The organism is Paracoccus sp. M683 (assembly GCF_007096355.1).
Taxonomy (GTDB): Bacteria; Pseudomonadota; Alphaproteobacteria; order Rhodobacterales; family Rhodobacteraceae; genus Paracoccus.
The window spans coordinates 137,039-156,494 of record NZ_VKDF01000007.1 but is presented as its reverse complement, the minus strand read 5'-3'; the positions used below and the strand labels follow the sequence as shown (position 1 = coordinate 156,494).

At 64.8% G+C, this 19,456-nt stretch carries 22 protein-coding genes; 12 read left to right on the top strand and 10 right to left on the bottom strand.

Annotated features, from left to right (window positions below):
• The first annotated feature begins 3 nt into the window (after positions 1–3).
• Both smpB and FNJ84_RS14440 read left to right on the top strand, forming a co-directional pair.
• A complete protein-coding gene (gene smpB / locus FNJ84_RS14445) occupies positions 4–477 on the top strand; it encodes an SsrA-binding protein SmpB (protein ID WP_143793905.1) in 474 nt (157 codons plus the stop codon).
• A gap of 5 nt (positions 478–482) precedes the next feature.
• The gene (locus FNJ84_RS14440) at positions 483–1,358 is read left to right on the top strand and encodes a glycosyltransferase (protein WP_143793904.1); all 876 of its coding nucleotides are present in this window, start codon (positions 483–485) and stop codon (positions 1,356–1,358) included.
• Here the strand turns inward: FNJ84_RS14440 and FNJ84_RS14435 are convergent, their stop codons facing one another.
• Entirely contained in the window at positions 1,359–1,709 is a 351-nt protein-coding gene (locus FNJ84_RS14435) for a DUF1304 domain-containing protein (RefSeq protein WP_143793903.1), read from the bottom strand. It abuts the gene before it with no gap.
• A gap of 119 nt (positions 1,710–1,828) precedes the next feature.
• Here FNJ84_RS14435 and sseA point away from each other — a divergent pair, with 119 nt between their 5' ends.
• On the top strand, positions 1,829–2,683 hold the full coding sequence (gene sseA, locus FNJ84_RS14430) for a 3-mercaptopyruvate sulfurtransferase (protein ID WP_143793944.1): 855 nt from the start codon (positions 1,829–1,831) through the stop codon (positions 2,681–2,683).
• Between the two features lie 3 nt (positions 2,684–2,686).
• Positions 2,687–3,868: an amino acid aminotransferase gene (locus FNJ84_RS14425; protein ID WP_143793902.1), complete on the top strand. Its 1,182-nt coding sequence runs from the start codon at positions 2,687–2,689 to the stop codon at positions 3,866–3,868.
• A 32-nt stretch (positions 3,869–3,900) separates the two neighbouring features.
• Here FNJ84_RS14425 and FNJ84_RS14420 read toward each other — a convergent pair whose 3' ends face one another.
• The gene (locus FNJ84_RS14420; RefSeq protein ID WP_143793901.1) at positions 3,901–4,374 is read right to left on the bottom strand and encodes a low molecular weight protein-tyrosine-phosphatase; all 474 of its coding nucleotides are present in this window, start codon (positions 4,372–4,374) and stop codon (positions 3,901–3,903) included.
• Positions 4,375–4,483: 109 nt separating this feature from the next.
• Here FNJ84_RS14420 and FNJ84_RS14415 point away from each other — a divergent pair, with 109 nt between their 5' ends.
• The 6 genes from FNJ84_RS14415 (at position 4,484) to FNJ84_RS14390 (ending at position 10,037) form a co-directional block, all read left to right on the top strand.
• On the top strand, positions 4,484–4,924 hold the full coding sequence (locus FNJ84_RS14415; RefSeq protein WP_255471217.1) for an ion channel: 441 nt from the start codon (positions 4,484–4,486) through the stop codon (positions 4,922–4,924).
• A 60-nt stretch (positions 4,925–4,984) separates the two neighbouring features.
• Positions 4,985–6,004 carry a P1 family peptidase gene (locus FNJ84_RS14410; protein ID WP_143793900.1) on the top strand — a complete coding sequence of 340 codons (1,020 nt, stop codon included), beginning with the start codon at positions 4,985–4,987 and terminating at the stop codon, positions 6,002–6,004.
• Positions 6,005–6,199: 195 nt separating this feature from the next.
• Positions 6,200–7,672: an NAD-dependent succinate-semialdehyde dehydrogenase gene (locus FNJ84_RS14405; RefSeq protein ID WP_143793899.1), complete on the top strand. Its 1,473-nt coding sequence runs from the start codon at positions 6,200–6,202 to the stop codon at positions 7,670–7,672.
• Between the two features lie 91 nt (positions 7,673–7,763).
• Complete coding sequence (locus FNJ84_RS14400) at positions 7,764–8,900, top strand: hypothetical protein (protein WP_143793898.1); 1,137 nt, start codon at positions 7,764–7,766, stop codon at positions 8,898–8,900.
• Positions 8,901–9,023: 123 nt separating this feature from the next.
• Positions 9,024–9,278, top strand: a complete 255-nt coding sequence (locus tag FNJ84_RS14395; protein WP_143793897.1) for a GlsB/YeaQ/YmgE family stress response membrane protein — start codon at positions 9,024–9,026, stop codon at positions 9,276–9,278.
• Positions 9,279–9,347: 69 nt separating this feature from the next.
• Positions 9,348–10,037, top strand: a complete 690-nt coding sequence (locus tag FNJ84_RS14390) for a peptidoglycan peptidase (RefSeq protein ID WP_143793896.1) — start codon at positions 9,348–9,350, stop codon at positions 10,035–10,037.
• A 15-nt stretch (positions 10,038–10,052) separates the two neighbouring features.
• On the opposite strand, the gene FNJ84_RS14385 is transcribed toward FNJ84_RS14390, so the two are convergent.
• The 4 genes from FNJ84_RS14385 to FNJ84_RS14370 all read right to left on the bottom strand — a co-directional run bounded on the left by FNJ84_RS14385 (position 10,053) and on the right by FNJ84_RS14370 (position 13,069).
• Positions 10,053–10,649 carry a DUF1190 domain-containing protein gene (locus FNJ84_RS14385; protein ID WP_143793895.1) on the bottom strand — a complete coding sequence of 199 codons (597 nt, stop codon included), beginning with the start codon at positions 10,647–10,649 and terminating at the stop codon, positions 10,053–10,055.
• Between the two features lie 78 nt (positions 10,650–10,727).
• Entirely contained in the window at positions 10,728–10,988 is a 261-nt protein-coding gene (locus FNJ84_RS14380) for a hypothetical protein (protein WP_143793894.1), read from the bottom strand.
• A gap of 108 nt (positions 10,989–11,096) precedes the next feature.
• The gene (locus tag FNJ84_RS14375; protein ID WP_143793893.1) at positions 11,097–12,314 is read right to left on the bottom strand and encodes a glutathionylspermidine synthase family protein; all 1,218 of its coding nucleotides are present in this window, start codon (positions 12,312–12,314) and stop codon (positions 11,097–11,099) included.
• Entirely contained in the window at positions 12,314–13,069 is a 756-nt protein-coding gene (locus FNJ84_RS14370) for a DUF1013 domain-containing protein (protein ID WP_143793892.1), read from the bottom strand. Before FNJ84_RS14370 ends, FNJ84_RS14375 begins: the two co-directional genes overlap by 1 nt.
• A 186-nt stretch (positions 13,070–13,255) precedes the next feature.
• Here FNJ84_RS14370 and FNJ84_RS14365 point away from each other — a divergent pair, with 186 nt between their 5' ends.
• Together FNJ84_RS14365 and gndA are read left to right on the top strand one after the other, a co-directional pair.
• Positions 13,256–13,933 (top strand): ribonuclease T2, encoded by a 678-nt coding sequence (locus FNJ84_RS14365; RefSeq protein ID WP_363323854.1) that lies wholly within the window; start codon positions 13,256–13,258, stop codon positions 13,931–13,933.
• A gap of 11 nt (positions 13,934–13,944) precedes the next feature.
• Complete coding sequence (gndA, locus tag FNJ84_RS14360; RefSeq protein WP_143793891.1) at positions 13,945–15,351, top strand: NADP-dependent phosphogluconate dehydrogenase; 1,407 nt, start codon at positions 13,945–13,947, stop codon at positions 15,349–15,351.
• A 12-nt stretch (positions 15,352–15,363) separates the two neighbouring features.
• Here the strand turns inward: gndA and FNJ84_RS14355 are convergent, their stop codons facing one another.
• From FNJ84_RS14355 to FNJ84_RS14340, 4 genes are all read right to left on the bottom strand, one after another.
• Complete coding sequence (locus FNJ84_RS14355; RefSeq protein WP_143793890.1) at positions 15,364–16,599, bottom strand: MFS transporter; 1,236 nt, start codon at positions 16,597–16,599, stop codon at positions 15,364–15,366.
• Between the two features lie 125 nt (positions 16,600–16,724).
• Positions 16,725–17,582 carry a DMT family transporter gene (locus tag FNJ84_RS14350; RefSeq protein ID WP_143793889.1) on the bottom strand — a complete coding sequence of 286 codons (858 nt, stop codon included), beginning with the start codon at positions 17,580–17,582 and terminating at the stop codon, positions 16,725–16,727.
• A 201-nt stretch (positions 17,583–17,783) separates the two neighbouring features.
• Positions 17,784–18,758, bottom strand: a complete 975-nt coding sequence (locus FNJ84_RS14345; protein WP_370454602.1) for an NAD(P)H-quinone oxidoreductase — start codon at positions 18,756–18,758, stop codon at positions 17,784–17,786.
• 11 nt (positions 18,759–18,769) lie between these two features.
• Positions 18,770–19,429 carry a COQ9 family protein gene (locus tag FNJ84_RS14340; protein ID WP_143793887.1) on the bottom strand — a complete coding sequence of 220 codons (660 nt, stop codon included), beginning with the start codon at positions 19,427–19,429 and terminating at the stop codon, positions 18,770–18,772.
• Between the last annotated feature and the right edge of the window lie 27 nt (positions 19,430–19,456).

Here is a 19,456-nt window from a genome sequence, read left to right as displayed (position 1 = left end):
GCAATGGCCAAGGAACCCGAAAACAAGAACTATAAGGTGATTGCCGAGAACCGTCGGGCGCGTTTCGATTATTTCATCGAAAGCGATCTTGAGGTCGGTATCGTCCTGACCGGGTCCGAGGTGAAATCCCTGCGCACCGGGCAGACGAACATCGCTGAAAGCTATGCCAATGTCGAAAATGGCGAGCTGTGGCTGATCAACGGCTATATCTCGGCTTTGACCAATGCCGGGGTTTTTGGCCATGACGAGCGCCGCCGCCGCAAGCTGCTGGTCAGCAAGCGCGAACTTTCGCGGCTGTGGCAGGCCATCGGGCGCGAGGGCATGACGCTGGTGCCGCTGGTGATCTATTTCAACGATCGCGGCAAGGTAAAGCTGAAGATCGGTGTCGCCAAGGGCAAGAAGGTCGCCGACAAGCGTGAAACCAGCGCCAAGCGTGACTGGGGCCGTCAGAAGCAGCGCCTGCTGAAGCAGGGCTAGGCGGCATGGTTCGAAAGCCGGCGGTCGTTATCGTCACCTTTGGCGCGGATGCCGATGGGGTGGGCGGGGTGCTGCGCCAGCTTGGGCCGATAGCCGGGCCTTTGGTTCTGGTGGATAATACGCCAGATGCGCCGGTGCCCTGTTTCGATGGCGCGATCTGCATCGCCAATGGCAATCGCGGCGGGCTGGCCGGGGCCTATAACCGCGCTTTGGAACAGGTGGCGGACAAGGCCGATCTGGTGGTTTTCGTTGATCAGGACAGCGATGTCTCGGTTCTGGCCGAGATGCTGGCCGATCCCGATGTTCAAGCCCTGCTGGATCGGGATGACGTGGCCGCCGTTGCGCCGATCTATCGTGACCGGGCCACGGGAATGCGCGGGCGGCCGGCGCTGTTGCAGGGGCGTTGGCGTGTCACGCATCTGCCGCGCCAGTTTGACGATCTGCGCCGCACCACGATGGCAATCAATTCGATGACCATCTGGCGGATGGCCGCATTGCGCCAGTTGGGCCCGTTCGACGAGGGGCTGGGGGTCGATCATGTCGATACCGAGATGGCCCTGCGCGCCGCCGACGATGGCCTGTCGATCTGGATCGCCGGGGCGCATGTCTTTGACCATTCCATCGGCCAGCGGCAGGTCTGGCGGGCCTTTGGGCGGACGTTCCAGACCGGTGGCCATTCGCCCGACCGTCGCCGCCAGATCGGCCGCAACACGGCGCTGCTGGCCCGGCGATGGGGCTGGCGCTTTCCGTCATTTGCGGCGCTGGCGCTGGCCCGTCTGGGGTATGAGGCCGCCGGGATCATCGCGGTCGAGGATCGCCGCATGGCCAAGCTGGGGGCGCTGATGCGTGGAATCGCCGCCGGCTTTTTCGTCCGCCGCTGATCAGCCCGGTCCGATCAGCGCCATCGCGATCACAGCCGGCAGGGTCTGGACCAGCGCGATGCGCGGCTTGACCGAAATCGCGCCATAGATGCCGGCCGCCGCCACGCAGGCCAGAAAGAACAGCACCACCCCGTTATTAGGCCGCCAGATGCCCCACAGGATTCCCGCCGCCAGAAAGCCGTTATACAGCCCCTGATTGGCCGCCATCACGCGGGTCAGCGCCGCCATCTCGCGCGTGGTGCCAAAGACGGCGCGGGTGCGGGGATGTTCCCACCGAAACATCTCCATCACCAGGATCCACAGGTGCAGCACTGCGATCAGCAGTGCCAGGCCGATGCCGATCTGGTGCATGTTGCCTCCCTTTGCGCGCCATCCCGAAAGATTAGCCCAAGGGCGCGATCGCGCAAGCCGCCATTGCAGCGGTACCCCGTGACGGTTAAAGCGGTTTCGTGCGAAATATGAGGGGGACCATGCAGGACGATCCGAAAACGCTCGTTTCCACCGGCTGGCTGGCCGATCACCTGAACGATCCCGATCTGCGCATCATCGACGCCAGCAGCCATATGGCCGCCACCGGGCGCGATGCCCTGGCCGAATATCAGGCCGCGCATATCCCCGGCGCCCGGTTCTTTGATGTCGACGACATCGCCGACAAACGCAGCACGCTGCCGCATATGGCCCCGCCGGTGGAGCTGTTCATCAGCCGCATGCGGGCGATGGGCATCGGTGACGGCCATCAGATCGTGGTCTATGACAATTCCGACATCCGCAGCGCCGCACGGGTCTGGTGGACCTTCCGGCTGATGGGCAAGACCGATGTGGCGGTGCTGGATGGCGGTTTCGCCAAATGGCAGGCCGAGGGTCGCCCGGTCGAGGACATGCCGCCGATCATGCGTGATCGCCACATCACGGTGCAGCGTCAGGCCGGGCTGGTGCGCGATGTGACCCAGGTGGCCGCCGCCAGCAAGTTGGGCGATCACGAAATCATCGACGCCCGCGCGGCCGAACGCTTTCGCGGCGAGGCGGCGGAACCGCGCCCTGGCCTGCGCTCGGGCCATATTCCCGGCTCGAAGAACCTGCCCTTTGGCCAGCTTTACAATGCCGATGGCACGATGAAGGACGTGGATGGCCTGCGCGCCGCCTTTGACGCCGCCGGCATCGACCTGACCAGGCCGGCCATCACCACCTGCGGATCAGGCATGACCGCCGCCACGCTGTCGCTGGCGCTGGAACGGATCGGCCACCGCAACCACTCGCTTTATGACGGAAGCTGGACCGAATGGGGCAGCTTCCCCGACCTGAAAATCGCAACCGGAGACGCCTAGGCGATGCTGTCCAACCTGAAACCCCAAGCCCCCGACAAGATCCTGATGCTGATCGAAGAGTTCAAGGCCGATACCCGTCAGGGCAAGATCGACCTGGGCGTGGGCGTCTACAAGAACCCCGAAGGCGTTACCCCGGTCATGCGCGCGGTCAAGGCGGCGGAACAGCGGATCTGGGAAACGCAGGTCACAAAGGCCTATACCGGACTTGCGGGCGAGGCCGATTATCGCAATGCCATGGCGCAAATGGTGCTGGGCGAGCTGCCGGTCGAGCGGCTGGCCAGCGTGGCATCCGTGGGCGGCACCGGCGCGATCCGGCAGGCGCTGGAACTGGCGCGGATGGGCAATCCGGGGCTGACGGTCCATGTCTCGGACCCGACCTGGCCGAACCACCTGTCGATCATGAAGTTCATCGGCCTGCCCTTTGTCGAATACCGCTATTTCGACAATGCCACGCGCGGCGTCGATTTCGAGGGCATGAAGGCCGACATCGCCAAGGCCAAGGCTGGCGATCTGGTGCTGTTGCATGGCTGCTGCCACAATCCGACCGGCGCCAACCTGACCATGGATCAATGGGCCGAGGTCGCGGCGATCCTTGAAAAGTCGGGCGCGATCCCGCTGATCGACCTGGCCTATCAGGGCTTTGGCGACGGGTTGGAACAGGATGCCGCAGCCACACGGCTGCTGGCCAGCCGTCTGCCCGAGGTGCTGATCGCCGCCTCGTGTTCCAAGAATTTCGGCATCTATCGCGAACGCACCGGCATTCTGATGGCGCTTGGCACGGGCACGGCAGATCGCGATCTGTCGCAGGGTGCGATGGCCTTCCTGAACCGGCAGAATTTTTCGTTCCCGCCCGATCACGGCGCGCGCATCGTCTCGACCATTCTGACCGATGATGCGCTGCGCGCCGATTGGGCCGCCGAACTGGAAGAGGTGCGCAATACCATGCTGGGCCTGCGCGCGCAGCTGGCGCAGGAATTGCGCGACCTGTCGGGCAGCGACCGTTTCGACTTTATCGCCGGTCATCGCGGCATGTTCTCGCGGCTTGGCGCAACCCCGGAACAGGTGGCAAGGCTGAAAACGGACGCGGCGATCTATATGGTCGGCGATTCGCGGCTGAACATCGCCGGGCTGAACGCCGATACCGTGCCGGTTCTGGCCCGCGCCATCATCGACGCCGGCATCTGATCCCAACTTGACCCTGCCGCCCTGCGGCGGGGTCAGCCTTTTCGGGTCAGTCGATCCAGCAACCCTTGGGCGCCGGCCCAGACCTCGGCCCAGACCCGCGCGAACCCTTCGGGGCCGCCGTAATAGGGATCGCCCACCGACTGCCCCGCCCGCCCCGGAACGTGATCCAGCATCAGCGAAAGATGCGCGCGCGCATCCGCCGGGGCCATTCGACGCAGGTTTGCCAGATTATCCGCGTCCATCGCCACGATATGATCAAAGCGGTGAAAGTCGGCGGCCTGAACCTGCCGCCCGCGCAACCCCGAGATGTCGACGCCTTTCCGTGCCGCCATCGCCACCGCCCTGCCATCGGGCGGTTCGCCTGCATGCCATGACCCGGTGCCCGCCGAATCGACCGTGACGCCAATCTCACGGGCATTGGCGGCGGCACGACAGGCGCCCTCGGCCATGGGCGAGCGGCAGATATTGCCAAGACAGACAAACAGAACCGAGGGGCGATCGCTCATCAACGGTTCCTTCCGGCGGTGCGGTGCCCGGTTCGACGGTTCGGCTGGGCGATTGATTTGCGCATGCCGGGCAGGCTACGCCTTAAGCATTGGCGGGAAAAGGGTCGTGATGCTGGGACAGATCGGATGGGGCGCGCTGCTGCTGGCGCTGACGACGGTGATTGCCGGCGGATCGGCGCTGTTGATGATGCGCTTTTTCCACAAGCGCGAGGCATGGATGGTGCGCGAACCTTTCGATCTGAAGCTGATCGTCGCGATGATCATCGCCAGCCTTTGGGTGCTTTTCATCATTACCGCCAGCGTGACGGTCTGGGCCACGGCCTTTCGCTGGCTGGGGCTGTTTTCGACCATCGAGGAATCGGTCTATTTCAGCCTGACGGTCTTTACCACGCTGGGGTTCGGCGATGTGCTGCTGCCGCAGGAATGGCGCATTCTGGGGGTCATTGCGGCGGTGAACGGGCTGATCAATGTCGGTGTTCTGACGGCGATCCTGATCGAGACATTGCGCCATATTGGCGAAGGCCAGCGCCAGCGGCGCAACAGGAGGTGACATGAGCAGATTTCAGCGCAGCGATCATATCCGCCAAGGGGCGGCACAGCCGGTCCGCAGATGAAGCCCGGCCCCTTCAACCTGATCACCGATGTCGCGGGCTTTCGCGTCGGCAACGCACAGGATCAGGTGCTGCGCTCGGGCGTGACGGTGCTGACTGCGGACGCCCCTTTTGGGGCGGCGGTGCATGTGATGGGTGGTGCGCCCGGCACGCGCGAAACCGACCTGCTGGCGCCGGACAAGCTGGTTCAGGGGGTGGATGCGCTGGTCCTTTCGGGTGGCAGCGCCTTTGGGCTGGCTGCTTGCGATGGCGTGATGGCGGCGCTGCACGCGGCGGGGCGGGGCTTTGCCATCGGCCCGGTGCGGGTGCCCATCGTGCCGGGTGCGATCGTCTTTGACCTGCTGAACGGCGGCGACAAGGACTGGCAGGACAATCCCTATCCTGCTCTTGGCCGGCAGGCATTCGGCGCCGCCGGCACCGATTTCGCCATCGGCAGCGCCGGGGCAGGGCTGGGCGCGATGACGGCGCGGCTGAAGGGGGGGCTGGGTTCGGCCTCGGCCGTGCTGGAGGCGGGCTATACCATCGGCGCGCTGGTGGTGGTGAATGCCCTTGGTTCGGCCAATGTGGGCGAGGGGCCGCATTTCTGGGCCGCCCCGTGGGAGATGGGGTCCGAATTTGGCGGCCTTGGCCTGCCGCCAACGGGTTTCCCCGCCACTGACGAGCCGCGTCCGGGCAAGCGTCTTGGCGAAGCGACGACCATTGCCATCGTTGCGACAGATGCCGCGCTGGACAAGCCCGCGCTGCAACGGCTGGCTACGGCGGCCCATGATGGCATGGCCCGCGCGCTGGTGCCCAGCCATACACCTTTTGACGGTGATCTGGTTTTTGCGGCCTCGTCCGGGGCGGTTCCGCTGCGAGACCCGGACGCCGATCCGTTCCTGCTTGGCCATGCAGCGGCGGGCGTGCTGGCCCGCGCCATCGCGCGTGGCGTTCATGCGGCACGTCCCGCGCCGGGCGATCTTCAGCCGTGCTGGCAGGCCGTTACGGCCAGGCGTTCGACCATGGGTTCCGATCGGTGAGCAACAAAAAGGCGGTGCGCATGTCGCGCACCGCCAGTCGAGAGCGCCAAGAGGGATAATCTGGCGTTGAAGGTCAATGCGCATCAGGGCGTTTTGGATCCATCACGATGTCTCGATTGGCGATCTGGTCTTGCGCTTGCTTTGTCCCGCCAAAAGCGCAACTTTGCTGGCAAGCCAATGGCAGGGAGACATCAGATGAACAAGCACGCCACCGATCTTAAGACGCAGTTGAAAGATCCATCGCTGCTGGAAACCCGCGCCTATGTTGCCGGCGAATGGGTCAATGCGCAGGACGGCAAGACATTCGCCGTCACCAACCCTGCGCGTGGCGACGTGATTGCCCAGGTCGCCGACCTGTCCCGCGCCGAGGTCACCCGCGCCATTGCCGCCGCTCATGCCGCGATGAAGGACTGGGCCGCCCGCACCGCCAAGGAGCGCGCCAATATCATGCGCAAGTGGTTCGACCTGATGATGGAAAATCAGGATGATCTGGGCCGCATCCTGACCGCCGAACAGGGCAAGCCGCTGGCCGAGGCCAAGGGCGAGATCGCCTATGGCGCCAGTTTCATCGAATGGTTCGGTGAAGAGGCCAAGCGCATCTATGGCGAAACCATTCCCGGCCATCAGCCCGACAAGCGGCTGATGGTGATCCGCCAGCCGATTGGCGTGGCCACCTCGATCACGCCGTGGAACTTCCCCAATGCGATGATCACCCGCAAATGCGGCCCGGCGCTGGCGGCGGGCTGTGGTTTCGTGGCGCGGCCTGCGGCGGAAACGCCCCTTTCGGCGCTGGCGCTGGCGGTTCTGGGCGAACGCGCGGGCCTGCCCAAGGGGATTTTCAGCGTCGTCACCTCTAGCCGGTCATCCGATATCGGCAAAGAGTTCTGCGAGAACCCGCTTGTGCGCAAGCTGACCTTTACCGGGTCGACCGAAGTGGGGCGTATCCTGCTGCGTCAGGCCGCCGATCAGGTGCTGAAATGCAGCATGGAACTGGGGGGCAACGCGCCCTTCATCGTGTTCGATGACGCCGATCTGGATGCGGCGGTGGAAGGCGCGATGGCCTCGAAATTCCGCAACAATGGCCAGACCTGCGTTTGCGCCAATCGCATCTATGTGCAGGCCGGTGTCTATGACGCCTTTGCCGAAAAGCTGGCAGCGGCGGTCGACAAGCTGCGCGTGGGTGACGGCATGGCCGAGGGCGTGACCACCGGCCCCTTGATCAACGAGGACGCCGTCGAGAAGGTCGAGGAACATATCAAGGATGTCGTCGATGGCGGCGGCAAGGTCATTACCGGCGGCAAGCGCAAAGAAGGTTTGTTCTTCGAGCCGACCGTGGTGACGGGCGTCACCGATGCGATGAAGGTCTCGACCGAGGAAACCTTTGGGCCCTTGGCGCCGCTGTTCCGGTTCGAGACCGAGGACGAGGTGATCGAGAAGGCCAACAACACCATCTTCGGGCTGGCCAGTTACTTCTATGCCCGCGACATCGGCCGCATCACCCGCGTGCAAGAGGGGCTGGAATACGGGATCGTCGGTGTGAATACCGGCATCATCTCGACCGAGGTGGCGCCTTTTGGCGGGGTCAAACAGTCGGGCCTGGGCCGCGAGGGCAGCCGGCACGGGATCGAGGACTATCTGGAAATGAAATATATCTGCCTGTCGATCTAGGGCGTCGGCAAAATTCCGCGTGATTTGGCGCAAGGGCGGCTTGCTCAGCAGGCGTTTTTTGGCGATTCCTGTCGCCAAGAACGATAAACTGATGAGGCAGAAGATGGTGGGCAAGGTGTTGGCCGGCGTCCTGGCGCTGGCAATTTCTGCGGGCAGTGCACTGGCCGCGGATACGACGACCACGGTGCAGTTCCCGGCGGGGCACACCGGCACGTCGGTTGCCGGGACGATCAACGGCTATGACAGCGCGTTCCACAAGGTGACGGCGTCGGCCGGGCAGGTGCTGGCGATCTCGATCACGTCGGACAATGCCGGCACCTCTTTCAACGTCTTCGCGCCGGGGGACGTGCCGGGCAATTCGCAGGCGCTGTTCGTTGGCGCGACGCAGGGCGAAAAGACCGAGCTGCCGCTGACTGAAAGCGGCACCTATACGATTCAGACGTATCTGGTGCGCGCCGCGGCACGGCGCAACGAGACCAGCACTTTCACCATGCAGATCGAGGTTCGCGGCACCTCTTCGGTGCCAAGCGCGACCGCTGCTACCGCAAGCCCGGCGGCCGCGGCGACGACGGCGGCCGCGGCGGCCATGACCACGGCTGCCGGAAATCCGCCTTTCTGGCGCGTGGCCGGCATTACCGGGCCCTTGAACATCCGTCAGGACGGCTCGCGCGGGGCGGCGGTGCTGGCGGGCGTGCAGGCCGGCACGGTGCTGCGTAACCAGGGCTGCAAGACCGTCGATGGGCAGGGCTGGTGCCAGGTCCAGACCATCGAGGGCGCAAGCGTCACTGGTTGGGCCGCGCAGCAATATCTGCAACCGCATCAGGTCGCCGCTGCGACCTCGGCTGCGCCGGTGACCTCGGCTGCGCCAGTGGCTGCGCCGGCTGCCAGACTATCCTCGGCCGCCAAGCCCAAGCCCCGGCCCACGCGCACAACCACGACCGCGCCCACGCAGAAACCCGCCACGACCGAGGCCAGCGGCAAGCTGCCCTGCTCGGTCCGTTTGGGGATGCCGACGCGCGACTGCGATTTCCGCGTGACCCGCGAGCCGGGCGGCAATGCGACCGTCACCGTTCTTTGGCCGGACGGCGGCAGCCGCGAGATCCGGTATGAGGCCGGGCGTCCCGTTGTTCAGGCGGGCACCACGACCGAACGGCGTGGTGACCTGACGGTGATCAATATCGGCCAGGAGCGCTATGAAATTCCCGATGCCGTCGTCCTTGGCGGCTAGGGCGTCCAACCGTCGCTTCGGGTAAAATTTCGTGCCTTGGTGGAACGCGATGCCGCCGATGTGCATTCCCTTGATGGAACAGGGGCCGGTCCTGCGGCCCTGATGACTTGCAAGAGGACGGATATGGAAGGTTTTGGCTGGATTCTGTCGATCATCCTGGGCGCTATCGCCGGCTGGATCGCGGAAAAGATCATGGGCGGCGATCATGGGCTGCTGACCAATATCATTCTGGGCATCGTGGGTGCGCTGCTGGGTAACTGGCTGTTCCGGCTGCTGTTTGACGCCACGGCTGGCGGTGCCCTGGGGCAGATCGTGGTTGCGGTCGTCGGTGCCTGTATCCTGATCTGGGCCGGGCGCGCCATTCGCGGTCGCGGCTGAACGGATCGCCGCCAAGGTCATTGGCCCGCCGCGACTGGCTCGCGGCGGGCTTTTATCTGGCAGGTTGTGATGGCCCTGCGGTGCCCAAAGCATCGGGCGGTTGCGATTTCCGGGCTGATCATCGTCGCTTTCCTTCGGGCGTCGCTGGCGTCTGCGCAGGAACCGGGCGGGACCCAGATGATGGCCGAGGCCGAATGGGACTGGCATCCCGGCGACCTGCTCTTTCGCAACGATCTGAACGAGTTGGATGAACTGATCCGGCAGGCCGAAGGCGGGAAATGGGCCTCGATCGGTATCTTGCGGGCATCCAGCGGTGGGCCTCGGGTTGTCCATGCCGATCAGGAACAGGGCGTGACCGAGGTGATGCTGTATGAATTTGTCGATGGGCTGACCGGCAGCGATTATGCCGCCTATCGGTTGGCATCACTGGACCCGAACGCGCCGGGTTTGCAGATGGAAATGGGGCCTCTTGCCAGTTTCAGCCTGCTCGTGGCCTATGATGCGCCGCATGACGACCGGATCATGTTCGGCAATGACGGCTATTACAACGCGGAACCGCCCTTTGTTGCCGCGCTGAATGGTGGGGTCGTTCCGGGAAAGCCAATCCGGCTGGCTGATCTGGGGCGTAACAGCTTGCCTTTGCAGAATGCGCAGTCGCCGGATGAATGCTGGACAGAGATCAGCAAATGGAACGGGCTGGCCGTGGTGACGCCGGGGGTGCTGCTGGGGTCCGATCTGCTGACGCAGGTTTACCCGTAACAAGCGGCTGTCGCCTTAACCCCCAACGCGCGAACTGCCTGAACGGCTGCTCGCCGTCTGCCCGAAGCCGCCACGCTGCGCGACCTGCGCGCGGCTCATCGGCGGTTGGCCCATGGTGGTCGGTGCCTTGGTAAAGGCGCTGCTGGCCATCTTGCCGGTGCCGTTATTGGTGGCCAGACGGGTATCGCCCGATGGTGTTGCAAAGCCGCCATTGGCGGTGCGCGACAGCGGCTGGCTCATCACCCCGCGACCGCCCGACAGGGCAGAACCCAGCAGATAGCCCATCATCAGCGGCATAAAGACCGACCCCATGCCGCCGCCCGATTGCTGCGCCGCCGGATCGCCGCCGCAATTGCCGACGCCGTGCTGTTCCTCGCAAACCGCCAGGCTGTCATAGCGTGGCGCGGTTTCCAGATGGTTCTGCTGCGCCTCGGCAAAGGCGGTCTTGCAGTCCTCGGCGGTGAAGAACAAGCTGCCCTGATCGGCGGCCGCGACGCAGGATGCCTCGTCCGGGAAGGCGCTGGCATCGGTTTCCTGGCTTTTGCAGCCGGCAAGGGTGAAGGCTGCGGCGCCAAGTATGGCGAGCGAGACATTGCGGGAACGTTTGCGCATGGCGGGCCTCCTGATGACGGGTTTTATATAGGGGCAGCGGGCGCCGAATGACAGCCCGAAGGCGGGCAGCCCCTGCGGTCAGTTTTCGGCCAGAACGGTGACGAAGCCCCGATCCTCCAGACATTTGATGAAGCGGGGCTGAATGTCATCCGACCAGCGCCGCAAGGTATCCAGTTCGTCCCGGCTTTTGTTCGGCTTGCCCAGCAGCGGACGAATCTGGGCAAAGCTGTCCTGTTTTGTCGTATAGACCGTGTCGCCGATCTTGAAGCCGGGGCCATAGATCTGCTGGTCGCAGAGGTCATAGGCCGCACGATATTGCGGGTGGTCCTGGTTGACCACGCCAAGCTGCGGATGCGGGATCGGACTTCTGGCGCAGCGTCAGGCCGGCAACCGGCCAGTGCGGCGATGCCCGCAAGGATCAGCAGAAGTCTTGCCGCGCCGGTCATTTCAGCCGCTGATGAAATGCGGCTTGAAGCGCGACAGATCCTGCGTGATCCGCGCCTGATCCTCTCGAACCCCCATGCCAACGCAGGTCTGGCCCACGATCCAGGCGCCGATGATGGGCCGGAAACCGCCCATGACGGGCAGGGCCCGGTATTCCTGCACGATCATCGGCTGGTCGTCATAGCTGTGATCGGGGGCGGTTTCGGTCTCGCGGCCGTTTTCGACGATGCGGACGGATGCCCCCTCGCGCGAGAAGATCGGCTTGATCACATGGCCGCGTGCCAGACGGTCGGCGACGGCGTTGAAGCCCGGCACACGGGACAGGCCGCGCCCGGCCAGCGAGTCGGCCACGTCGTCCAGGAAGAACGCGGGCAGCAGGTTCGGATGACCCGGCGCGATCTGCCACAGGACCGGCAGAATCGCCTTGTTTGAAACCAGCGCTTTCCAGGCCGGCTCGATCAGCCGCAGGCCAGAGCTGGCGACATGGTCGGCGAAGCTGTCGCGGAACAGGTCTTCCCAGGGATACAGCTTGAACAGCGTGCCGATCACCCGGTCCTCGCTGTCTGCGAACTGGCCCTTGTCGGTCAGCCCGATGCTTTCCAGATCGGTATAATGGGCGCCCATCCCGGCCTCGCGCGCGGACCAGGCAAGGGCCTCGACTGTGGCGTAATCCTCGGGCATGTCCTTCATCGCGGCGAAATGGATGTCGGTTTCCGGCGCGGCGATCTGACCCCAACGCTCCACCAGCGCCTCGTGTATGCCGTTGAACTGGTCGGCATCGGGTGGCAGCACGCCCGCCGCCATCTGCTGTTCCAGCCACAGCCACTGAAACGAGGCGCTTTCATACAGCGAGGTCGGCGTGTCGGCGTTGTATTCCAGCAGCACGGCCGGGCCTTCCCCATCATAGGCAAGGTCCATGCGACCATAGAGTTCAGGCTCGCCCGCGCGCCAGCTGTTGGCCACCAGATCCCAATGCGCGCGCGGAATACCCATGCGCGACATCAGCGATTCGTCGGAAACGATCAGGTCGACCGCCTCGCGGCACAGCGCATGCAGATCGGTCGAGGGATCCTCGATCCGGTCCTCGATCTCGGCCAGCGAAAAGGCATAGGCCGAGGTTTCGTCCCAATAGGGCGCGCCATGCATGTCGGCAAAGGTGAAACCCAGCCGTTCGGCCTCTGCCCGCCAGTCGGGGCGTTCGGGAAGGTCGCGCCGTTCCATTAGCGGCGGTCGTTTTCGTCCTCGTCGTCATCCTCGTCGGAATCGGGCAGGTTGAAGAAGCTGTCGGCATCCAGGGCCGGCTCGGGTTTGTCGTCATCATCGCGGGTGAGGGTAAAGTTTTCCAGCCCGGCGATGGCGGTGGGCAGACGCGGTTCCTCGCCCATGACCAGCGAGGTTTCGGTGGACACCAGCTTGCGGCGTTCGTCATCGGTCATCACGCCACCTTCGGCGGCCCGTTTCTTGGCGGCCTTCTGGACGGCGGCATCCAGTTCCGATTGCTTGGCCAGACCCAGGGCGACCGGGTCGATGGGCTGGATATTGGCGATGTTCCAATGGGTCCGTTCGCGGATCGCCTGGATCGTCGGCTTGGTGGTGCCGACCAGCTTGGCGATCTGGGCATCAGCCAGTTCAGGGTGGAACTTGACCAGCCACAGGATCGCAGCCGGGCGGTCCTGACGCTTGGACAGCGGCGTGTAACGCGGGCCGCGGCGCTTTTCCTCGCCATCGGCGGCGGGGTTATGCTTCAGCTTCAGCCGATAGGCGGGGCTTGCCTCGCCCTTCTTGATTTCCTCGGGATCCAGCTGGTTCGAGGCGATCGGATCAAAGCCCTTGACGCCAACGGCCACATCGCCATCGGCGATGCCCTGAACTTCCAGCTCGTGCATCCCGCAGAAATCGCCGATCTGTTTGAAGGTCAGCGTCGTGTTGTCGACCAGCCAAACGGCAGTGGCCTTGGCCATCAGCGGCTTGTTCATGGCGTTCTCCTTTGCATCAATGCCCCGAGACATAGCTGGACTGGCCGGGAAAACGGCTTTTTGGCAAGTGCCATTCCACGTTTTCGGGGGGAATTGTCGGCCTATATAGGCGCTCGTCGCGCCGGGGAAAAGCAGAATCTGCGCAATTCGGCCAGCGGGTGCTGGTCTTTGCCGCCGCGCTTTGCGATGTTCGGGTGGAATGATCTGGCGGGCAGGGGCGGAATGCAGGCGGGCAGGGCGATGATACTGGCGGGGTTGTCCTTGGTGGCGGGACCCGCCGCCGCGCAGCCCGTCGCGGGCGAGTTCGACTATTACGTGCTGGCGCTGTCCTGGTCGCCGGCATGGTGCAGCCAGACCGGCGACGCCCGCAACGCCAGTCAATGCGATCCGGGGCGCGGCATCGACTTTGTCGTCCACGGGCTTTGGCCGCAATATGAACGCGGCTGGCCGCAGGATTGCGGCACCGATGAACGCGACCCTTCGCGCCGGGAAAGTCAGGCAATGGGCGATATCATGGGGTCGGGTGGGCTGGCCTGGTATCAGTGGCAAAAGCACGGGCGCTGTTCGGGCCTGTCGGCGCGCGGCTATTATCAGGCGATCCGCGATGCGGCCGCCGTGGCGCCGGTGCCGGCGGTGTTCGACGACCTGCCGCGCGATGTTCGCGTGCCGCCCGCCGTCATCGAAGAGGCATTCATCGAGGCCAACCCGGCCTTGACGCGCGACGGGATAACCGTCACCTGCAAAGGGCAGGACCTGCAAGAGGTGCGCATCTGCCTGACCCGCGACCTGGAACCGCGCGATTGCGGTCAGGATGTGCGGCGCGATTGCAGCCAGGGTGCGGTCCTGATGGAACAGGTGCGATAGGAGAGCGGCACATGGGCAACAGCGATATCGGATTGATCGGTCTTGGCACGATGGGCCAGGCGCTTGCGCTGAACATTGCCGAAAAGGGTTTTGACATCGCGGTCTGGAACCGGACGACCGCCGTGACCCAGGCCTTTGCGGCGGATGCCGGCGATCTGGCCGCCCGGATCACGCCCACCGAATCGCTGCCCGATCTGGTTGCCGCGCTGAAGACCCCCCGCATGATCCTGCTGATGGTGCCGGCGGGCGATGCGGTGGATCAGCAGATTCAGGCGTTGCTGCCGCTTTTGTCCAAGGATGATCTGATCATCGACGCCGGCAACGCGAATTTCAACGATACGAACCGCCGCATGGCCGAACTGCCGCTGCCGTTTCTTGGCATCGGCGTGTCGGGCGGCGAAGAAGGGGCGCGGCATGGGCCCTCGATCATGGGCGGTGGGCCGCGCGCGAACTGGGACCGCGCAGCCCCGATCCTGACGGCGATTGCCGCCCGCTACAAGGATACGCCCTGCGCCGACTGGATGGGCGAGGCGGGGGCCGGGCATTTCGTCAAGACCGTTCACAATGGCATCGAATATGCCGACATGCAGCTGATCGCCGAGGTCTATGGCATCATGCGCGACGGGCTGGGGATGAGCGCCGATCAGGTCGCCGCCATTTTCGAGCGTTGGAATGACGGCCCGCTGCAATCCTATCTGGTCGAGATCACCGCCAAGGTTGCCGCCGCCCGTGATGGTGTGACCGCCGGTCCGGTGCTGGACGTGATCGTCGATGCCGCGGGCCAGAAGGGCACCGGTCGCTGGACCGCGATCGAGGCGCAGCATCTGGGTGCGCCGATCCCGGTCATCGACGCGGCGGTGACGGCGCGCAATATCTCGGCGCGGCGCGACGAACGTGCCGAGATGCAGGAAATTTTCGGCGCGGGTCCGCAGCGGATCCAGACCGGCGCCCCCGCCATCGAGGTGCTGGAACAGGCGCTGATCTGCGGCAAGATCCTGTGCTATGATCAGGGCTTCGGAATGATCGCGGCCGCCAGCCGACAATTTGGCTGGTCGCTGGACAGTGCCGCCATCGCGCGGGTCTGGCGGGCGGGCTGCATCATACGTTCGGCCATGCTGGACGACATGGCCTCGGCGCTTGGGGCTGTGCCTGATGCCCGGCTGATGGCCGCGCCTTTCTTTGCCGATTGGCTGAAACGGACCGAGGGCGCGCTGCGGCAGGTGGTGTCGCTGGCGGCGTTGAACGGGATCGCCGTGCCGGCGCATTCCGCTGCGCTGGCCTATTTCGACGCGATGCGCACCGCGCGCGGCACGGCCAATATGTTGCAGGGTCAGCGCGACTATTTCGGTCGCCATGGGTTCGAACGGCTGGATGACGGAAAGTCCGGCCAGCACGGTCCCTGGGCCGATCAGGACTAGGTTTTTCCGGCCCTATTTCGCCGCTGCGGTCGCCGGGCCGCGTGCGACCCCAATTCTGGGATGCAGGCGCCCGGCCAGCAGCGACATGGCGCCAAGGCCGACGGCCGTGACCAGAAACACCAGCGGAATCGAATCCGTCAGCGTCAGCACGATAAAGGCAACGCCGGGTGTCAGGATCCCCGACACATCGCGGAACGAGGCGTAGACCGCGCTCATTTCCGTGCGCTCGGCGGGGCGCACGGCGATCAGGAAGGGCAGCGAGCCAAAGGCATCCAGCCCGACCAGAAAGAACGATGCCGCAAGAATGCCGGCCACCGCCGCCAGCGGCCACCATGCCCCAAGCGATGCGAGGGCAAAGCAGATGGCGGCCGAGGCGAAGGCAATCATCACCGCCCGCCTCAGGCTGACCCGCCGCTGCCAGCGCAGCATCAGCGGGGCCAGGAACAGTTGCAGCGATGACAGCGCGAATGCCAGCCCGGCGATGCGATCGCCCAAGCCGGCCTCGACGCAGAAGATCGGCAGATAGACGATGAAGACCCACCAGCCCGAGGATCGCGTGACCGCGAACATCCAGCCCGCGACCAGTCGCGGTTGGCGCAGGAAACGGCCCAGATAGGCCAGCGGGTTGGGATGAGGCCGGCGCGCGCGGGCGATGGCCTTGCCGTTGCCCATGCGCAACCGCCAGAACTGCGTCAGCATCACCAGCGTGGCAAGGCTGGCGATGACAAAGGGCGCAGGCCGCCAATATTGCCACAGGATCACCGCCACCGCCGGGCCAATGGTCCAGGGCAGGGCGGAATAGAACAGCCGCAAGGTCTCGGACCGGCCCAGATCCACGCGCGAGATGTAATCCATCAGATAGGCGTTGATGCATATCTGGTTCGTCACCACGCCGAAACCCATGGCCAACAGCGCCAGCGGCGTCAGCCATGGCCCGCCGGTGACGGCCAGGGACATGGCCAGCAGATACAGGCCCGCGGCCATCGTATACATCCAGCGGCGCGGCATGATCCGGCCAAGTATGGGCACCGCCAGCCCCCAACAGAGCGAGGCGATGCCGACCATGAAATAGGCCCAGCTGACTGCTTCCTTGCTGCCCAGCTGGTGATACATCTCCAGCGGCCAGATCGCGACCAGCATGCCGCGCACACAGGATTCCAGCCCGCCCAGCAGCGCGAAATCGCGGAAGCCGGGCGCGGCGCGGTGCAGCACCGGCTGGACAAGGGCAGAGGTAACACGTTCCGGCATGCCCCGGCCCTAACGCGATGCGGCGGACCTGTCTTGTCGGGTTGCGACCTTTGAACCGTCGCATTTGCGCATTGTGCAAGTTTCTCGCTCTGACCTTCGCGGCAGCCTGTATCGGGGCAGCAGGATCACCCCGAAATCAGGATCACCATTCCGGTCAGGATCACCGCCGCCCAGCCAAGGCGCTGGCGCAGATGACCCTCGCTCAGCAGAAGGCTGCCTGCCAACACGCTTAACAGCACGCTGGTCTCGCGCAGCGGCGCGACATAGGCGACTGGCGTATAGGTCAGCACATGCAGCACCAGAATATAGGCCAGAGGGCTGAGGATCGCGATGGCCAGCACCCCGCCGCGATGTTGCGCCCATTGCAGCCGCATCGCCTGCCGCCGCCGCAAGGCAATCGGCGCAAGCAGCACCACCCGCCCCAGATTAGAGGCGTAATCCAGCAGCAGCGGTGGCACCAGCAGCACCGAGACGGCATAGGCGTCCCATGCGGTATAGCTGCCGATCAGCATCCCTGCGCCCAGGCCAAAGGCCAGCGAGGCCGACACCTGCCGCGCGCCTGACCTGACGCCGCCGGTCAGCATCAGCACGCCCAGCACGATGATAGCGGCGCCGACGGCCATTTGCGGGCTGACGGCCTCGCCCAGCAGCAGGACCGCCAGCAGGGTCGACAGCATCGGGCCGGTGGCCCGCGCCGTGGGATAGACTAGCGACAGATCGCCTTTTCGATAGCCTGCCTGCAACAGCGTGAAATAGCCCAGATGCAACGCAATACTGCCCAGCACGAAGCCAAGTTGCCACAGGCCGAAATCCGGGCGCTGGACGATAGCGATCCACAGCGCCAGCGGCAGATAGATCAGCACCGACAGGACCGAGAACAGCCAGATCAGTTCTGGCCCGCCATTGATCCGCTTGACGAAAAAATTCCAGGTTGCGTGGCAAAAGGCGGCCACAATGACCAGGGCAAAGGCAGAAAGGGACATTCAAGACCTCGATATTGGCGACAGACGTGTTTCATCACGCCCTGTCCATCCCCTCTGGTCTTTTCGTCCTCGGGTGTCTGCCACGCGGCTCATGACGGCGCTTGGACCAGCTTGCTTGGCGCAATGGAACCCTGGCCGCACATGGAAAGGCTGCTGACAGATTGGCCCGAGCGCGGATGAAAGGCAAGCCGGATGGCGGGGTTATCCCCCCGCCACCTGCATCACGATCTTGCCGATATGCTGGCTGCTTTCCATGCGCTTATGCGCCTCTGCCGCCTGTTCAAAGGGAAACTCGCTGTCGATCATCACGCGGACCTTGCCCGATTCAACCAGCGGCCAGACATGGGCGCGCAGTTGATCGGCGATCCGCGCCTTGGCCAGATCGGATTGCGGCCGCAGGGTCGCGCCCGTGACGGTCAGTCGCCGCATCATGATCTGGGCAAAGTTCAGATCGGCCTTCGGACCTTCCAGAAAGGCGATCTGGACCAGCCGCCCGTCATCGGCCAGCGTCTTGATATTGCGCGGGATATAGCTGCCGCCGACCATGTCGATGATCAGATCGGCGCCGCCTTCCTGTTCCATCACGGCGACGAAATCCTGATCGCGATAGTTGATCGCCGTGGCGCCCAGCTTTTCGATCTGGGCGCATTTTTCGGCGCTGCCAGCCGTCGCCCAGACCCGCGCGCCAATCGCCAGCGCAATCTGGATTGCCATCACACCGATCCCCGAGGTGCCGCCATGGATCAGGAAGCGCTCGCCCGCCTTCAGCCCGCCGCGCATGACCATGGTGGACCAGACGGTATAGGCGGTCTCGGGCAGGCAGGCGGCCTCGCGCAGGGTCAGGCCCTTGGGGATTGCCAGCGCATGATCGGCGTTGCAGATGACATATTCGGCGTAACCGCCGCCCGGCAGCAGCGCCGTCACCCGGTCGCCCTTTTTCCAGCGGGTGACGCCGGCGCCCAGTCCCACAACCTCGCCTGAGGCTTCCAGCCCCGGCAGATCGGATGCGCCGGGCGGCGCGCGATAACTGCCTGCGCGTTGCGCCACGTCAGGACGGTTCACCCCGGCCCACGCCACCTTGATCAGAATCTGGTTGTTGCCGGGCACCGGCACCGCGCGGCGGCGGGGCTGCAACACATCGGCAGGGCCGAATTCGGTGATTTCGATTGCGTTCATGTCGTCGGGGATCATTTGTCCTCACTTGTCTTGCCGGGAAGATCGCGGGGGCCGGGCGCGCGCATCCAGCCCGTCGCCAGATCGGTCAGCGCCGCCACGCCGGGGAATTTGCGCGCCTGCGCCTTGAATTTCTCGAAGCTCATGACGTTGTCGATGCGGCGGTCGATGAAGGCGCGTGTCTCGGTCTTGCCCTCTGATTCGTCGCCCAGCCAGAACAGCACCGCCGAGCCATAGACAGCCGACAGCGTCGCCCGCTTCGTATACCAGTTCACGTCGCGCGATGTGTCGCCCAGCCCGTCCCAGATCACATCGGCGGTTTCCCAGACCAGCCGCGCGCCCAGACCCGCGTGCTGGGGCAGCGACAGCACCGTCGCGCCCGCGCGCACCAGTTCCGGCTGCACCAGCGCCAGTCGCTGCCAGATCGCCCCGGCCACCCTTTGGCTGTAGCGTCCTTCGGGTGGCGTCGCCGCCATCCAGTCGCGCAAGGCCGCATCGCCCCGCCGGTGATAGGCCGCCGCCAGACTGGCGCCACCTTGCGGGAAATGCACCCGCACCATCTCGGGCGAGATGCCCAGATCGCGCGCCCCGGCCAGCAGCGCGGTTTCGTTCATGCCGTCGAAGGGCACATGTTCCAACGCCGCATCCAGCAGCTTTTCGCGTTCATGTTCCATCGCATCCTCAACACTTGCTGGACAAAG

Bases quoted from the DNA above. Each gene is read 5' to 3' on its own strand.
- smpB (WP_143793905.1), top strand. From the start codon at position 4: ATGGCCAAGGAACCCGAAAACAAGAACTATAAGGTGATTGCCGAGAAC.
- FNJ84_RS14440 (WP_143793904.1), top strand. From the start codon at position 483: ATGGTTCGAAAGCCGGCGGTCGTTATCGTCACCTTTGGCGCGGATGCC.
- FNJ84_RS14435 (WP_143793903.1), bottom strand. From the start codon at position 1,709: ATGCACCAGATCGGCATCGGCCTGGCACTGCTGATCGCAGTGCTGCAC.
- sseA (WP_143793944.1), top strand. From the start codon at position 1,829: ATGCAGGACGATCCGAAAACGCTCGTTTCCACCGGCTGGCTGGCCGAT.
- FNJ84_RS14425 (WP_143793902.1), top strand. From the start codon at position 2,687: ATGCTGTCCAACCTGAAACCCCAAGCCCCCGACAAGATCCTGATGCTG.
- FNJ84_RS14420 (WP_143793901.1), bottom strand. From the start codon at position 4,374: ATGAGCGATCGCCCCTCGGTTCTGTTTGTCTGTCTTGGCAATATCTGC.
- FNJ84_RS14415 (WP_255471217.1), top strand. From the start codon at position 4,484: ATGCTGGGACAGATCGGATGGGGCGCGCTGCTGCTGGCGCTGACGACG.
- FNJ84_RS14410 (WP_143793900.1), top strand. From the start codon at position 4,985: ATGAAGCCCGGCCCCTTCAACCTGATCACCGATGTCGCGGGCTTTCGC.
- FNJ84_RS14405 (WP_143793899.1), top strand. From the start codon at position 6,200: ATGAACAAGCACGCCACCGATCTTAAGACGCAGTTGAAAGATCCATCG.
- FNJ84_RS14400 (WP_143793898.1), top strand. From the start codon at position 7,764: ATGAGGCAGAAGATGGTGGGCAAGGTGTTGGCCGGCGTCCTGGCGCTG.
- FNJ84_RS14395 (WP_143793897.1), top strand. From the start codon at position 9,024: ATGGAAGGTTTTGGCTGGATTCTGTCGATCATCCTGGGCGCTATCGCC.
- FNJ84_RS14390 (WP_143793896.1), top strand. From the start codon at position 9,348: ATGGCCCTGCGGTGCCCAAAGCATCGGGCGGTTGCGATTTCCGGGCTG.
- FNJ84_RS14385 (WP_143793895.1), bottom strand. From the start codon at position 10,649: ATGCGCAAACGTTCCCGCAATGTCTCGCTCGCCATACTTGGCGCCGCA.
- FNJ84_RS14375 (WP_143793893.1), bottom strand. From the start codon at position 12,314: ATGGAACGGCGCGACCTTCCCGAACGCCCCGACTGGCGGGCAGAGGCC.
- FNJ84_RS14370 (WP_143793892.1), bottom strand. From the start codon at position 13,069: ATGAACAAGCCGCTGATGGCCAAGGCCACTGCCGTTTGGCTGGTCGAC.
- FNJ84_RS14365 (WP_363323854.1), top strand. From the start codon at position 13,256: ATGTTCGGGTGGAATGATCTGGCGGGCAGGGGCGGAATGCAGGCGGGC.
- gndA (WP_143793891.1), top strand. From the start codon at position 13,945: ATGGGCAACAGCGATATCGGATTGATCGGTCTTGGCACGATGGGCCAG.
- FNJ84_RS14355 (WP_143793890.1), bottom strand. From the start codon at position 16,599: ATGCCGGAACGTGTTACCTCTGCCCTTGTCCAGCCGGTGCTGCACCGC.
- FNJ84_RS14350 (WP_143793889.1), bottom strand. From the start codon at position 17,582: ATGTCCCTTTCTGCCTTTGCCCTGGTCATTGTGGCCGCCTTTTGCCAC.
- FNJ84_RS14345 (WP_370454602.1), bottom strand. From the start codon at position 18,758: ATGAACGCAATCGAAATCACCGAATTCGGCCCTGCCGATGTGTTGCAG.
- FNJ84_RS14340 (WP_143793887.1), bottom strand. From the start codon at position 19,429: ATGGAACATGAACGCGAAAAGCTGCTGGATGCGGCGTTGGAACATGTG.